The 16,039-nt window shown below is 52.8% G+C and carries 8 protein-coding genes; all 8 read left to right on the top strand.

All coding sequences use genetic code 11. The features are described 5' to 3' along the window. The first annotated feature begins 3 nt into the window (after positions 1-3). Positions 4-3,525: a BREX system P-loop protein BrxC gene (gene brxC, locus ACSQ13_RS06970; RefSeq protein ID WP_295510268.1), complete on the top strand. Its 3,522-nt coding sequence runs from the start codon at positions 4-6 to the stop codon at positions 3,523-3,525. A gap of 1 nt (position 3,526) precedes the next feature. Then, on the top strand, positions 3,527-7,030 hold the full coding sequence (pglX, locus tag ACSQ13_RS06965) for a BREX-1 system adenine-specific DNA-methyltransferase PglX (RefSeq protein ID WP_295510270.1): 3,504 nt from the start codon (positions 3,527-3,529) through the stop codon (positions 7,028-7,030). Beyond that, positions 7,023-9,518: a BREX-1 system phosphatase PglZ type A gene (pglZ, locus tag ACSQ13_RS06960; protein WP_295510272.1), complete on the top strand. Its 2,496-nt coding sequence runs from the start codon at positions 7,023-7,025 to the stop codon at positions 9,516-9,518. The genes pglX and pglZ overlap by 8 nt, the downstream gene beginning before the upstream one ends. Positions 9,519-9,527: 9 nt before the next feature. Further along, positions 9,528-11,591, top strand: coding sequence for a BREX system Lon protease-like protein BrxL (gene brxL, locus ACSQ13_RS06955; RefSeq protein ID WP_295510274.1), 2,064 nt, complete (start codon positions 9,528-9,530; stop codon positions 11,589-11,591). A gap of 40 nt (positions 11,592-11,631) precedes the next feature. After that, positions 11,632-12,669 (top strand): SIR2 family protein, encoded by a 1,038-nt coding sequence (locus ACSQ13_RS06950; protein WP_295510276.1) that lies wholly within the window; start codon positions 11,632-11,634, stop codon positions 12,667-12,669. An 8-nt stretch (positions 12,670-12,677) separates the two neighbouring features. Next, positions 12,678-14,429: an ATP-binding protein gene (locus ACSQ13_RS06945; RefSeq protein WP_295510279.1), complete on the top strand. Its 1,752-nt coding sequence runs from the start codon at positions 12,678-12,680 to the stop codon at positions 14,427-14,429. Positions 14,430-14,519: 90 nt separating this feature from the next. After that, complete coding sequence (locus ACSQ13_RS06940; RefSeq protein WP_295510281.1) at positions 14,520-14,753, top strand: hypothetical protein; 234 nt, start codon at positions 14,520-14,522, stop codon at positions 14,751-14,753. A gap of 684 nt (positions 14,754-15,437) precedes the next feature. Further along, on the top strand, positions 15,438-16,004 hold the full coding sequence (locus ACSQ13_RS06935; protein ID WP_295510283.1) for an outer membrane beta-barrel protein: 567 nt from the start codon (positions 15,438-15,440) through the stop codon (positions 16,002-16,004). Positions 16,005-16,039 lie beyond the last annotated feature (35 nt).

Raw genomic sequence — 16,039 nt, 5'->3', positions numbered from 1 at the left:
CCGATGGGCAAACTGCTAAAAGATATCTTTGAAAAACCCGTCGACCGCGCGATTGATGGCGTCATTAAAGCCGACGACGATGCCAGCCTGCGCATCGAGCTGGATGAATACGTCATCACCGATGAGATCGGGCGGAAACTTGAACAGTTTCTCGAAGCCTACAACAATTACGATACGTCCAATGGGGTTTGGATTTCAGGGTTCTTCGGTTCGGGAAAATCCCATCTGCTGAAGATGTTGGCCCTAATCCTGGAAAACCGAGAAGTAGACGGCATCTACGCGCATGACATTTTCGCCGATAAGCTAAAGGGCGAGCCTATGTTGGCCGGTGCCCTGAACAAGGCCGTTGCGATCCCGTCGAAATCGATCCTGTTCAATATTGACCAGAAAGCTGACGTGATCTCAAAGGCCGATGTCGATGCACTATTGGCCGTGTTTCAGAAGGTATTTGACGAATTCTGCGGCTTTTACGGCAAGCAACCGCATATAGCCCAGTTCGAGCGGGATTTGGACAGTCGTGGGCAGTTCGACGCTTTTAAGGCCGCCTTTCAGGATACTGCTGGAAAATCTTGGCTCAGCGGCCGGGAACAGGCCCTATTGGAAGCAAAGAACATCGCGACCGCTTTTGCAGCTGCCACTGGCGGGGACTCTGCCGATGCCAAAGACATCCTCAGCCAGTACCGCAAGGATACGCGTGTTTCGATCGAAGACTTTGCAAACACCATCAAGGCATGGATCGATGATCAGCCCAAAGGATTCCGTTTGAACTTTTTCGTCGATGAAGTCGGCCAGTATATCGCGGACAACATCAAGCTGATGACTAACCTGCAAACAATTGCGGAAAGCCTGAATACGAAATGCAAAGGACAGGCCTGGATCATCGTAACAGCCCAGCAGGACATGGCCTCCGTGATCGGGGACATGACACAAAAGCAAGAAAATGACTTCTCGAAGATCCAGGCGCGTTTTGGAAACAGGATGCCTCTGAACTCAGCTGATGTCGCTGAGGTCATCCAGCGTCGCCTCTTGGCGAAAACGCCGGAGGCCACCGTGACGCTGGGCAACCTCCATGACAGCGAAGAAAACAACCTTAAGACGCTGTTCGACTTTGCGGACGGATCAATCACGCTCAAGAACTACCGCGACCGCGATCATTTTGTTTCGAGCTATCCGTTCCCGCCCTACCAATACACACTGTTTCAAATGGCAATCACATCCCTGTCCCAGCACAACGCCTTTGAGGGCAAGCACAGCTCTGTGGGTGAGCGATCAATGCTGGGTGTTTTCCAGGAGGTTGCAAAGAAGCTGAAGGACAGAGAAGTCGGCGGACTGGCAACCTTCGATCTGATGTTTGAAGGCATCCGAACGGCCCTGAAATCATCGGCTCAACAGAGTATCCAGATTGCCGAAAAGAACCTTGACGATCCATTTGCAATTCGTGTCCTGAAGGCGCTGTTTCTTGTAAAATATGTCAAGGAATTCAAACCCTCAGTTCGCAATATTTCGATCCTGCTGCTTTCGGAATTCGATACGGATCAATCTCAACAACGCCGTCGCATCGAAGAGGCATTGTCCCTTCTGGAACGCAACACCTTGATACAGCGCAACGGCGAGGTCTACGAATTTCTGACGAACGAAGAAAAAGACGTCGAGGCAGAAATCAAAGCACTTAGCGTTGATCCTTCAGAGTTGTCCAAAGAGCTCGAGACGATCGCGTTCGATACGATCCTGCGGCACCGCAAGATCAGGCACCTCGCGACCAATAATGAGTATGCATTCACCCGCAAGCTGGACGATCATACCGTCGGCCGGGAGTATGAACTGGCGATCAACATCATCTCGCCCTTCGGCGAAGACGCCGGCAGCCCAGACGCTGTTCGTATGAGAACCATGACCCGCGAAGAGCTGGCTGTCGTGATGAAGGCTGACTCACAATTTGTTCGGGACTTGATGCTGTTCAAACAAACCGACAAGTTCATCCGCCAATCACGCAGCGGCTCTCCACAGATCGGCCGCGACCGCATAGTCTCGGAAAAAGGTGAGCAGAACGGACGTAGGGCCAAGGATCTCGAATTGCGCCTGCGCAAACTTATGGGCGAGGCACGTCTCTTTGTTCGGGGGGAGGAGCTCGACATCGGCGGCGAGGAGGCACCGGAGCGCATCGTCAAAGCGTTCCAATCGCTCGTAGACAAGGTCTACAGCAACCTGCCGATGCTACGCGGCGTCAGCTACTCAGAAGCAGATATCAATAAGGCAGTACAGGCCGAAAGCAGCCTCTTCGGGGTTGATGGCACAGGTCTTGGAGAGGCGGAGCAAGACGTGCTCAGTTTTTTCAATGCTCAGGCCCGCAACGGCGTCAAAGTTTCGGTCAAATATTTGGTGGAGCGGTTCACCTCCAAGCCCTATGGCTGGCCGAGCACGGCCGTCTTGTGTCTGGCTGGGAGCCTTGTCGCCAAGGGCAAGGTAGAGGCGCGTGTCGATAGCACCGTTACCGAAGGGCTCGATCTCGCAAAGGCGCTGAACAACAGCCATGCTTTGCCAAACATTCTCCTGACACCACAGCAGGAATTCTCGACCGCCGAAGTCCGCAAGGCGAAAGAGCTATATCAGGAGCTTTTTTCCAAGCCCGCGAGTGGCAACGATGCGCGCAGTCTTGGTGCGGAATGGGCCACCAGCATTGCAGAGCTTGAAGCCGATGTTGATGACAAGACACGTCAGGTTCACGCATACCCTTTCATGACCTCTCTCGCGCCATTCCAGGAACAGCTGCGTGGCATGAAGGGCAAACCTGCCGCCTGGTTCATCACCGATGCACCAAAACACGAAGACACTTTGCTCGATGCCAAGGAAGACGTCTTCGACAAGATCAAATCCTTCATGGGTGGCGCGCAGCGCGAGATTTATGACGATGCACGCGACACCCTCGCCAGCCAATCAGCCAACATCGAATATGTCGATGGCGAAGCGGGCGCGACACTGCGGGCGGCGTTGGCTGACCCCGATTGCTACAAGGGTACATCCATCCAGACCTTGAAGACCGACCTGTTTGACCTGAAGAACAAGGTTGAGCTCAAAGTGCTGGAAGAACGCAAAGCGGTCATTGCAGCTGTGGACGAGGTTTCCGCCAAGATCACGCAGATGTCTGACTACCAAGAGCTTGATGCGGATAAGAAGGCGCGCATTACAGCCCGCTTTGAGGCACACAAATCCGATCTGGATAGCATCAGCCTGATCCCCCTACTTCAAAACAAGGCCAACAGCGCGCACACCCAATTGTTGACCGAAGTCATCAATGAAGTGGATTGCCTTGCGCGTCCCACCCCTACGGCGGCGGAAATAACATCTGGTTGGCATGAAGGACCAAGCCCAGCTCCAAAGGAGCCGACGACGGTCCTTGCATCCCAGTTGAAAGTCTTGGCGTCCAAATCCGTTTTGTTGAACGAAGACGACGTCGATAACTACCTCGCGCAAATGAAAAAGTCCCTGCTGGAGCAAATCCACGCGGGCAAGAAAGTGATCGTCTGACATGGATACCAACGCGCTCAAGAAATTCGCCCAAGGTGCCCGCAATGTTCTAATCGATCAGGTTATGGCCAAGTTGGATCTGGTGCTGGATGATGCGTCCCCTGCGCGGCGTGAAAACGCATCAGCGGTCAAGGATCTGGAGCGTGCCATTGCGGGTGCGGGTAAGCAGCACGTCATCGAACAGGTCGCCTATACGTGGTTCAACCGTTTTACCGCCCTGCGCTTCATGGATGCCAATGGCTATACCTCCGTGCGCGCCGTCTCCCCTGCCGAGGGTGCCACGCGGCCCGAGATTCTGTCGGAGGCCATGGATGGCAATCTGCCCGACGGTGCCCCCGCGACCATTACGGCCCTGTTGGACGGGCGCACGCCCTCGCACAACCCGCAGGCCGAAGCCTACCGCCAACTGCTGGTCCATACCTGCAACCAATGGCACGGGCCGATGCCGTTCCTGTTCGAGGAAATCGACGACTATACCGAACTGCTAATGCCCGAGGATCTGCTGTCGCAGACCTCCATCCTCGCCGAACTGCGCAAGGTCATGACCGAGGACGCCTGCCAGGACGTCGAGATCATCGGCTGGCTTTACCAGTTCTATATCTCGGAAAAGAAACAGGACGTCTTTGATGGCCTCAAGAAGAACGTCAAGATCACGGCCGAGAACATTCCCGCCGCGACGCAGCTGTTCACGCCGCACTGGATCGTCCGCTATCTGGTGGAGAACTCGCTGGGGCGGCTCTGGCTGCTGAACAGGCCCCGAAGCCGTCTGGCTGAGCAGATGGACTACTACATCGCACCCGAAGAGCCCGAGACGGATTCTCTGCGCATCACCCGCCCCGAAGACATCCGCATCTGCGATCCCGCCGCGGGGTCGGGGCACATGCTGACCTATGCCTTTGACCTGCTCTACGCCATCTACGAGGAAGAGGGATATGACGCGACCGAGATCCCCGCACTGATTCTGCAGCACAACCTGACCGGGGTGGAGATTGACGACCGCGCGGGCGCGCTGGCGGCCTTTGCACTGGCGATGAAGGCGGCGGGCAAGCTGGGGCGGCGGCGGTTTTTGCGGATGGAGGCAAAGCCCGACATCTGCGTGTTGCAGAACGTGGCCTTTACCGAGGCCGAGATGCAGGACGTGGCCGCCGTGGTGGGCAAGGATCTGTTCACGGATGAGCTGCGTGAGACGCTGGGCCAGTTCGAGCAGGCCAAGACCTTCGGCTCGCTGATTGCGCCGAGACTGTGCGACCCGGCAGAGCCGCTGCGGGTGGTAGAGGCGCGGATTTCGGATGCCGATCTGGTGCTAAAACCGGTTCTGGAGCGCCTCGTGACCGTGCTGCGCATGACCGAGGCGCTGTCGCCGAAGTATCACGTAGTGGTGGCCAATCCGCCTTATTTAGGCAGTAAAGGCATGAACGAAGTGCTTTCGGACTGGATAAAGCATTTTTATCCATCTGGGAAATCCGACCTTTTCGCGGCTTTTATTGACAGAGGCCTGAAATTGGCTCTCCGAAACGGTTACTCCGCCATGGTTACCATGGAAAGCTGGATGTTCCTGTCATCCTTGGAAAAGATGCGTCGTGACATTCTCGACTTCTACACGGTTAATTCGCTCATCCACATGCCCTACCTTGGTAAAGGGGGAACGAGCATGGGTATCAACTTCGGAACCTGTGCATTCGTGGTTTCAAATGAACGCAACAAAGAACTTAAAGGCGTCTACTTTCCGGTTCGATATTTCGAAACAGATAAATCAGGGGTCCCATTTAGCTTTCCACCGGATGCAGACCTTGTTTCATATGTGTCTGCTAAAGATTTTGATAAAATTCCAGGAAGTCCAATTGCATATTCTGCAAGTGAACGCGTCCGCGAGGCGTTCGCCCAGGGCACGTTAGGCGAAATTGCTGATACCCGGCTGGGAATGGCGACTGCCGACAACAACCTGTTTGTAAGGTTTTGGTCTGAGGTCAGCCGAATGAAACTTAAGCCAGACGCCCATTCTCGCGAACAAGCGCAGGAATCTGGTAAAAAATGGTTCCCTTATCAAAAGGGCGGTGAGTATCGGAAGTGGCACGGGAATCTGGATTGCGTCGTAAATTGGGAGGACGACGGCTCTTCTATTCAGAGTTTCAAGGATCAAAAAACCGGCAAGGTGCGATCGCACAATTACAATTTGGACTTCATATTCAAAAGTGGTGTCACTTGGAGTGCGCTTACTTCAGCAAAAACATCTGCCAGACAGAGTGACTGCTCGCTCTTTGACAATGCGGGCTCGTCATTATTTGCAAGAAGCACCTCAGAGAGTAAATTGGCCATGGGCTTCATAAACTCTAAGGTCATGATGTCCGTGTTCCCACTGATCTCCCCAACATTTAACTACCAACCGGGTGATATTTCGAAGTTACCCGGACACTTTCCAGATGAAGATCAAAAGACGTCCGGCAATGTAACGAACTTGGTGAACATCGCCCGCTCCGACTGGGACGCCTACGAAACCTCATGGGATTTCACCACGCTCCCGCTGCTCCAGCCCGACCACCGCGCCGAGACGCTGGAGGCCACCTACACCGCCATCCGCACCCACTGGCAGGGCATGACGGACGAAATGAAGCGGCTGGAGGAAGAGAACAACCGCATCTTCATTGACGCATACGGCTTGCAAGACGAACTGACCCCCGAGGTGCCGCTGAACGAGATCACCCTCACCTGCAACCCCGCCTATCGCTATGGCATCAAGAACGACGCCGAGGCAAACGAGACCCGCCTGCGCGCCGACACTATGGCCGAATTCCTTTCCTACGCCGTGGGTTGCATGTTCGGGCGCTACAGCCTCGACGCGCCGGGCCTGATCCTCGCCAATCAGGGCGAAACGCTGGCCGACTACCTCGCCCGTGTGCCGGAACCGTCTTTCATGCCTGACGAGGACAACGTGATCCCCGTGCTCGACGCTGACTGGTTCCCAGACGACATCACCGAACGCTTCCGCCTGTTCCTGCGCACCACTTTCGGCGAGCCGCATTTCCGCGAGAACCTTCGCTACATCGAAGAGGCCCTCGGCAAAGACATCCGCAAGTATTTCACCAAGGATTTCTACGCCGACCACGTGAAGCGCTACAAGAAACGCCCGATCTACTGGATGTTCTCCAGCCCCAAGGGCACATTCAACGCGCTGATCTACATGCACCGCTATCAAAGCGACACGGTGTCGGTCCTGCTGAACGACTACCTGCGCGAATTCATCAGCAAGCTGGAAGGCGAACGCGCGCGCCTCGACAAGCTTTCGGATGACGCAACCGCTACCCAAGCGCAACGCACCAAGGCGATCAAGGACGCCAGCGTAGTGGCCAAGCAGATCGACGAGCTGAACGAATGGGAGCGCGAGGTGATCTTTCCGCTGGCGCAAGCAAAGATAGAAATCGACCTGGATGACGGGGTCAAGGCAAATTACCCGAAGTTAGACGCGGCGCTGAAGAAGATCTCAGGGCTGGAGGCCAAGGATGACTGACCGCATCAAGGCCGGTCTGGCGCGCCTGTTCGATGAGCACAGGATCGTATTCTGGTATGACACCGCGCGCGATATGCGCGCAGAGTATGAGGCCGTAGCACTTGAGGGTGTCGAAAAGGCCGAAATTGCGAACAACGAATTCGGTTTGAAATACCGGATGCTGCGGCAGGAGCCGAAGCAGAAATTCCTGCTGTTCAAAGAGGGTCCCGAGCCGGAAGAAGCGGATAATTGGCTATTGGACCTGCAACTGGCGACAGCCGTGTTTAAGGCCGACCAGGCCGCGATCTGGCTGGCCGAACTGGGCCTGCCCACGCAATTCGAGGACGTAGTGCGCGACCACACGGAGTTCTACCGTTCAAACGGGCGCATAGAGCACCTGAAACGGCTCCTGACTGGCTCGGACACCAAAACGGACGTCCTGCGCCGCATGCTGGCTGTCTGTGCCGGAGCAGAGGGCGCTCTCGACACCGTGATCGAGGCGCTGCTGGGGGAGCTGGCGGAGGGCCGCGACGATGCGCTGCGCCTGATGGACCGCGCCGGACTACGCGACTTTTTCTGGACACAGGTCGAGAACGCCTATGGGTACGCGTCGACAGATCCAGATTTTGAAGATTTTGCCATCACGCTGTTCCAATCCTGCTATTGCCGCGCGTTCGAAGAGGACGCTAAGCTGAATGCAGAGGCCCTGCTGATCTTTCGCCGCTGGAAGAACAACCGTCACGGGGCGGACGCATTTGAGGCCTTGAGCCGAAAGTACCAAGACATCCTACGCATCCCCGACGATCTATTGGATCGCGAGATCAAGCAGCTGCGTGCTATCGACTATTTTGAAGAAATTGACCGCCAGATTATTCGTAAGCTGGTGGCTGCTATGTCGAGCCAGACAGTTACCTCGGCGGAGGCGCTGAAAACTGTCAGAGAACGCCGTCAGAGCCACTGGTATGCGATCTACCGCGATGTCTATGAGGCCATCGGATACGCCACGGAGTTCCAGCAAGCATTGGCCGAGGCCACGTTGGGTATGACGTCGCCTGCTGAGGGTGTGAAGCGATATGTCACGAGCTGGTACAAGATTGACCAGCTGTATCGGAAGTTCATCTTCCACATGCAGAAAAGCGGCCAAGCATCGCTGCTGGGCGCGCTGTTTGAGAGTGTCGAAAACCGCTACACCACCAACTTCCTGCTGGCTGTAAACGATGCGTGGCAAGACCAAATTGCAAAACTATCTGCCTGGTCCGTTCCAGGATACGAAAAACAGACAGATTTCTACACCAATCAAGCTGCTGAGTTCCGCCGCCGGGATCAGAAAGTTGTTGTCATCATTTCGGATGCGCTGCGCTATGAAGTCGCCGAGGAATGCTTGCGTGAAATCCGGAAACTGAACCGTTTTGATGCGGAGCTGAAGCCGATGATATCTGCCTTACCCAGCTATACGCAGCTCGGAATGGCGGCGCTTTTGCCGAACAAGGATCTAACACTATCCGGCGATGCTGCTGTGTCATCATTTGGGCAGGCTACCCAGGGCACTACGAACCGGGAGAAGGTTCTGGGATTAGGTCGTACTGGGGACCGGGTGAAAGCCATGAAAGCGGATGACTTCATGAGCATGAAGGCTGATGAGGGCAAAGCGGTATTTCGCGATCACGACATTCTCTACCTCTATCACAACCGGATCGACATCATTGGCGACAAACTTGCGACCGAGGAGCGCGTGACTGAAGCAGCTGAGGGTGCCATCGAGGATCTGACCAAGCTGGTTCGCAAACTGACGACGGCAAATTTTTCTAATATTTTGATCACCGCAGATCACGGGTTCATTTATCAGCATCGTGCGTTGGAAGAGACTGACTTTTCCGTAGCCGATCCTACTGGTGCGGAAATCCTCTTCAAAAATCGGCGCTTCGTCATCGGACGCGATTTGAACGAGACGGCTGGAATGAAAAAGTTCAGCTCAAGGTCCCTTGGGCTTTCCGGCGATCTGGATGTCTTGCTTCCAAACTCAATCAACCGGATACGGGTGAAGGGTGCAGGAAGCCGCTTTGTCCATGGAGGGGCCACCCTTCAAGAGGTGATAATACCGGTTCTGAAGGTCGGCAAGCGTCGCGAAGCGGATGTCGGCAAGGTCGATGTCCAGATTGTAGTTTCGGGGCGCAGCTTAATCTCCTCTGGTCAAACGGCGGTCACCCTTTACCAAGTCCAAGCCCTCTCGGAAAAACAGCAACAACGCGACCTGTTGGCCGGCATCTATGCGGGCGATGGTACTTTGATTTCGGATGAGCACCAGCTGTGCTTGGATTTCATATCGCAAAACCCTCGAGAGCGGGAGCTGCCGATCAAGTTTCTGCTTTCTCGGGAAGCCGACCGGTTCAACGACCAGGATGTATTCCTGAAGTTGCGCGAACAGATTGGCAAAACAAGCCATTATGAAGATTACACCAGCCATCGCTTTCAGCTGCGCCGTGGCATCACAACAGACTTCGACTTTTAAGGGACAGACATGAGCGCACTTGATGAGAAAATAAACGAGCATTTTGCAGGCTATGTGGTCCGCAAAGACTTGGTAAAGGCTGTCAAGGGCAATGCTATCGTACCGACTTATGTGCTGGAATATCTCCTGGGGCAGTATTGTGCGACGGACGACGAAGCATCGATCGAAAGTGGCATTGAGACCGTCAAGGACATCCTGCGCAAACACTATGTTCATCGCAATGAAGCAGGCTTGATCCAATCGACCATAAAGGAAAAAGGCCGCTATAAGGTTATCGACCAGATCAGTGTCTCATTGAATGAAAAGACAGACAGCTATGAGGCGACGTTCGACAATCTTGGGATTAAGAAGGTTGCGGTAGACAGCGGCACCGTGAAGACCCACCCGAAGCTTTTAGTTACCGCTGTCTGGTGCATCGCCGACGTGCAGTACGAGTTTACCGAAGAAGCGCGGACATCGCCATGGGTGCTGGAAAGCATCAAACCGATCCAGATCGCAAAGGTCGATTACGAAAGTTATAAAGCCGCCCGCGCTCAGTTCGACAAAGATGATTGGATTGACTTGCTCATGCAATCCATAGGCTTCAACCCCGATGCTTTCGGGCGGAGGAGCAAACTCTTGCAACTGATGCGGCTGATCCCATTTGTGGAGCGCAACTATAACATCATTGAGCTTGGCCCCAAGGGAACGGGAAAATCTCACGTTTATTCTGAATTTTCGCCTCATGGGCAGCTGATTTCCGGCGGTGAAGTCTCGATACCCAAGTTATTCGTGAACAACTCGAACGGGCGCATTGGTCTGGTTGGATATTGGGACGTTGTAGCCTTCGACGAATTCGCCGGACGAGAAAAGAAGACGAACAAAGCGCTCGTCGACATCATGAAAAACTATATGGCAAACAAGACGTTCTCACGTGGTGTCAGTCCCATGGGAGCCGAAGCCAGCTTTGCTTTTGTTGGTAACACCGATCACAATGTGCCCTACATGCTTAAGAACAGCGACTTGTTCGAAGCCCTTCCGTCACAGTTTCACGATTCTGCGTTTATCGACCGTTTGCATTCCTATCTGCCTGGTTGGGAGGTCGATGTGATCCGTGGCGAGATGTTCACCAGTGGCTACGGATTTATTGTCGACTATCTCGCTGAGATCCTGCGCCACCTTCGGCAAGAGGATTTCTCGAACCGGCCCAATCAGCATTTCACGATCAGTGAAAAAATATCAACGCGTGACCGGGACGCTGTTTACAAAACAATGTCTGGACTGCTGAAGATCATTTTCCCAGCGGGTGGTGAAAGTGCCGCGGATGTTGAAGAACTGCTTCAGTTGGCGCTCGAAAGTCGCAAGCGGGTAAAAGATCAACTATTCCGGATTGATGCAACATATCCGGAAGTGGATTTTTACTACACCGGTGCCGACGGCGAAAAGCGACACATTCAAACGGTTGAGGAACAGGAATACCCGCAGTTCTATCACAAGAAGCCAGCGCAAGATCCAAACCAGCAGAATAGTGAGGGTGAAGCCATTGTGATGGAAGCCGATGACGGCATCGCTCCCACTGCGCCATCACAATCAAGTCAAAATGCGACACTTGAAGAGGGACACCACGTGTTCGCTGAAAACCGTAAAGGCGTCAGCTATGACAAGCTATTTGGTCCCTACATCGATGGCGCGACACGGATTGTCGTAACCGACCCTTACATTCGGTACTTTTATCAAATCAAGAATATGATGGAGTTCGTCGAAATGGTGATCCAGCGAAAGGCCCCAGAAGACCAGGTATCCATCCATCTGGTCACAGGTCCTTTCGATGGAGAAGTTCAAAAACAACGCGATCTTCTGGATAGCGTAGTCTCAGCCAGTTCAGGATCTGGCGTCGGCTTCACTTGGGCCTTTGATACCTCGGGCTCGGCACACGCCCGCGATATAGTAACAGATAAAGGTTGGAAAATTATCCTCGACCGCGGTCTGGATATCTTCCAGGCACCGATACGTAGCGAAGGCTTCAACCTCAGCGACCGACTGCAAGAGCAACGTATGTTGAAGGGGTTTTACGTTACATATGTGCGCCAGTAATTGGTATAAAAGATAAATTCCAAGTGAAAGTAGGTTCAGTTTGACCGACGAAGAAAAAATCATTGAGAAGATAGCAATTATCGCTCAAGGCTGTTTTCAAAAACATCCGGTTGTCATTTTGGGAAGCGGTGGATCGGTCGTGCATGGTCTGAGGGGCATGAGTGATTTGGCACAATACCTCCGGGAACACATCCAACCTGACGAAGGTGAGGAAACCGATGCTTGGCTGCTCATTCGAACGGCTTTGACGGCCGGTGATGGCCTTGAAGAGGCACTTCTCAAGACGACAGCACCATTGACGCTCGTAAGGAAAATTGTCGCGCTGACATGGCAAGCCATTGCAGAAGATGACTTGGCCCTGATGGGCCGAGCGGTCAAGGGAGATGAGCGGTTCAGCTTGGCCGATTTGCTTGCTGGGATGTTCAAAAGCACCCATATGACTGCAAATATTGTTACGCCGAACTATGACCGCGTTGCAGAATACGCATCTGATATTTCAGGATATTTTCATACGGCTGGCTTCGCGCCTGGGATAATTCGCCATCGGGAAGGTACCGAAACAATCTCTTTGCGACGAGGTGCCCACGCGGCAAGAACTGTAAAGATCTGGAAAGTTCACGGCTCGCTCGATTGGTTTGCAGATTCTTCAGGTCGCGTGGTGTCGTTGCCGATTTCGGACAAACTGCCAGACGGCTTTGATCCACTGATTGTGACACCCGGGGTCAGCAAATATGAACGCACCCATGACGAGCCCTTTCGGTCTTCTATTCAAGGCGCGGATGGTGCCATGGATCAAGCGGAGGCATTTCTTTGTGTGGGATACGGTTTTCGTGATCGACATATCCAGCCGAAAATCGTCGATAGGTGCAAACAGCGCAATGTCCCAATCGTGATCTTAGCACGGACACTCACGGATGAGGCCAAGGGTTTTCTCGCGGATAGTGCGGGGCAAGCGTACATGGCCCTCGAACGCGACGGGGACGGAACTCGACTGTTCTCGCCTGATTACCCGGATGGCGTGACAATCGCGAAACCCGACCTGTGGTCGTTTGATAGTTTCAACAAAATGGTCTTGTGAGGTAGCAGATGCCGATTTTTGATTATGACGACGGTGAAGCCTTAGGGAAGATCATCGCTGTGGACACCGCGATAGTCGTTGTCAGAGTTGACGAGCTTGAACGACTAAAACGTGTGCAGGTCAACCGATTGGTTGCAATTCAAAGCAGCAAACCCGGCCAGCACTTGGTTGGCGTCGTGTCTCGGATTACGCGTAGGGCCCCTGAAATCACGCCAGATGCGTCTGAGGTTAATCCTGATGAAGTAATTGAGTTGCCGGAAAACAATCTGGTGCGTGTTTCGTTGATTGGAACCCTGATCGACAAACAAGGCTTGCTCGAAAATGTCTTCAGGAGGACCCTTGAAACTGTACCTGAAATTGATGCGAACTGTTTTGCTCTTGAGGGCAAGCGTCTCACTAATTTCATGCAAGTAATTTCGAACGTGACCGGCGATGGTCCTCAACTTGAGTTGGGCAAGTACACGCTTGATGAAAACGCTACCGCTTTCCTCAACGGAAACAAGTTGTTCCAACGTCATGCCGTGGTCGTCGGCAGCACCGGATCAGGCAAGTCCTATACGACGGCTCGGATGCTGGATCAAGTTGCCGCGCTGGAACAAGCAAACGCCATTTTGTTTGATATCCACGGTGAATATAAGACGTTGAATGGCGAAGAATTTCGGCATTTGCGTGTAGCTGGTCCAGGCGATCTTGACCAAGACCAAGGGCTTGATGATGGAGTTCTCTACCTTCCATATTGGCTTCTCGGGTATGAGGCGATGGTGTCTCTTTTCGTAGATCGTTCCGACCAGAATGCGCCCAATCAAGCGATGGTGATGGCCAACAGTATCACCGATGCCAAACGGAAATACCTTGAGGACGGAAAACATACGGAAGTATTAACAAATTTCACTGTAGACAGCCCAGTGCCTTTCCCACTTCAAGAAATTCTTGACCGCCTAAATCATCTCGACACTGAGCGTGTTCCCGGTGCCAAAGCAGGCACCGACAAAGCGGGTGACTTTAACGGTAAACTGAGCCGACTTATTGCGCGGTTTGAGGCAAAACATTTGGACCGCCGTCTTGGCTTTCTTTTCCGACCGCACGCAGAATGCATGGATATGGAGTGGCTACCAAGGTTGGCGCACGCTTTGACTGGAAGTCGAGGAACACAAAGTGACAACAAAGGTGGCATCAAGATTATTGATTTTTCGGAAGTACCTTCCGACATATTGCCGTTAATGGTCAGTCTTCTTGCGCGGCTCGTTTTCAATATTACGCAATGGACGCCGATTGAGAAGCGTCATCCAGTTGCCTTGTTCTGCGACGAAGCGCATCTCTATATCCCTGAACGAGCCGGACGTGATGGCATCGATGATATTTCCGTCGGTATATTCGAGCGCATTGCGAAGGAGGGCCGCAAGTATGGCGTAGGGCTTGTGGTCATCAGTCAGCGACCATCTGAAGTGAACCGAACAGTCTTGAGCCAGTGCAACAACGTGATCGCCATGCGCCTGACGAATGGTGACGATCAGAATGTTATCCGACGACTTTTGCCAGATAGTCTGGGCGGTTTTGGCGACCTGTTGCCGGTACTTGATGTTGGCGAAGCACTGGTTGTCGGTGATGCAAGCCTCCTACCTACAAGAGTCCGCGTTGGAGAGCCCAAGTACAAACCGAACAGTGCAACCATCGACTTTTGGGACCGTTGGGCGGGCGAAGTGCCGGATTCCGATATTGCAGGAGCTGTTCTTTCGTGGAGACGACAGAGCGCGCGTTAGAAGGAGAGCGAAAACATCTACAACAGATTGTTTGAACGGGGAGAGACCCGTCATCGCATCTGCGCTCGAGCGATTGAAGCACGGTCTCCAATGACCGAGATTGAGTGCGATATCGCCGCGCAACTCGGCGTTCTGCCCGATGACGTGGCTGGGCAATCATTCCAGACATCAAGCGCTGCAGGCAGCTCAGGAAGTTTTCTTAGCTATTCCGAGATATTCCATAGCTCGGTCGACGCCACGGTAAGCACGATGCCGAGGCAACTGAAATTTATGCTGAACAGCGCTGACGATCTGGAGGTGAGGACATTCTTCATCCTGCCTTGATTGTCCCGCCGCATATGGTCGCAAAAGCTCCTCCGCAAAGCTCCGCGCTTCCGATCTTGCTTCAGTGCGACCGTCAACATTCTCAAAGTTTGCAACAATTTCAAAGTGTTCCGAGTGCCCACTTTCATCCCGAATGGCCCGCCAGTTATTATTGATTTATCATGTTTTTTTTGCGTTGAGTTCTGCCGTTACCATAATGGTTCCCCAATAAAGTAGGCGCTTGCCCCCCATTGAAAATACTTGCACATCTACCACCCCACCCGGGGGGCACCCCCCTAATTTTAGCAAAAAGCCCCCGTCATACATAATACGAATCTGGGCAAAAATTTTGAATTTAGTGAAAATGAAATGTTTCTACTAATCAGAAAACTGGTATCAGATTATTAAACCTGCATTCTTGAGGATCTGTTCCATCTCACGAAGCTCTCAGAGACAAGCTACAGTAGCCCAATAAGTGTCCCGCAGGTTTGTCTAGGCTACAGCGCGGGGTAACAGTATCAGGCGAATTAAAACGGCACGGCAACGTAAGGGCTTCGAGGGTCGTTGAAATATCCTGTTGCAAAAAAGACACTTTTAAAATCTTTTTATTTTCCTATTAAATAAGGCTTTATAAAAATAGACCGATCGTCTACGTAAACCAATCATCTACTAAGATTAAAAAAAATTTTGGAAAATGAGAAAACTATGAAACATCTGATCGCAGCACTTTTAACAACTATCGCATTTGCCTCATCGGCATCCGCACAAAACTTTACCTACGAGATCTATGGTGGCTATGCATTTAAGGACACATCCGGCCTACAACATGGCACTCCCGGCAACGACTTTCCGATGGCCGAGGGCCACGCCCTCGGTGTGGGTGCCTATACGGATCTTGCTGGGTTTGAAGTTGGCGCAGACTTCATGATTACGGATCGCCGATACGCTGGGTATCCAACCGGTGTGGAATCAACCTCTTTGATGCTGAATGGACGGTATCCGTTTCAGATTGCCAATGGCGTTACCGGATATGCAGGGCTCGGTCTTGGTGTGATCAAAGTAGAATATGATAACAGTGACAGTGAAAAGTACGGTTATTATAATACCCCGGGCGGACAGATTAGCCTTGGAGTGCGCTTACCATTGGGCGCAAACGAAGTGCTCACCGAAGTCAAGTATCAAACAGTATTCAAAGATAAGAAAATCAACGCCATGGAACAGAAGACCCAGGAATATAACAGCTTTTCTTTAGTGTTTGGCTTTCGTTTCTAACCGACACACACTTAGCATTTAACAAAGGCGTCCCG

The sequence above is a fragment of the Sulfitobacter sp. SH22 genome, from assembly GCF_965641905.1.
Classification (GTDB): domain Bacteria; phylum Pseudomonadota; class Alphaproteobacteria; order Rhodobacterales; family Rhodobacteraceae; genus Sulfitobacter.
This window is presented reverse-complemented; position numbering and strand designations above follow the sequence as displayed.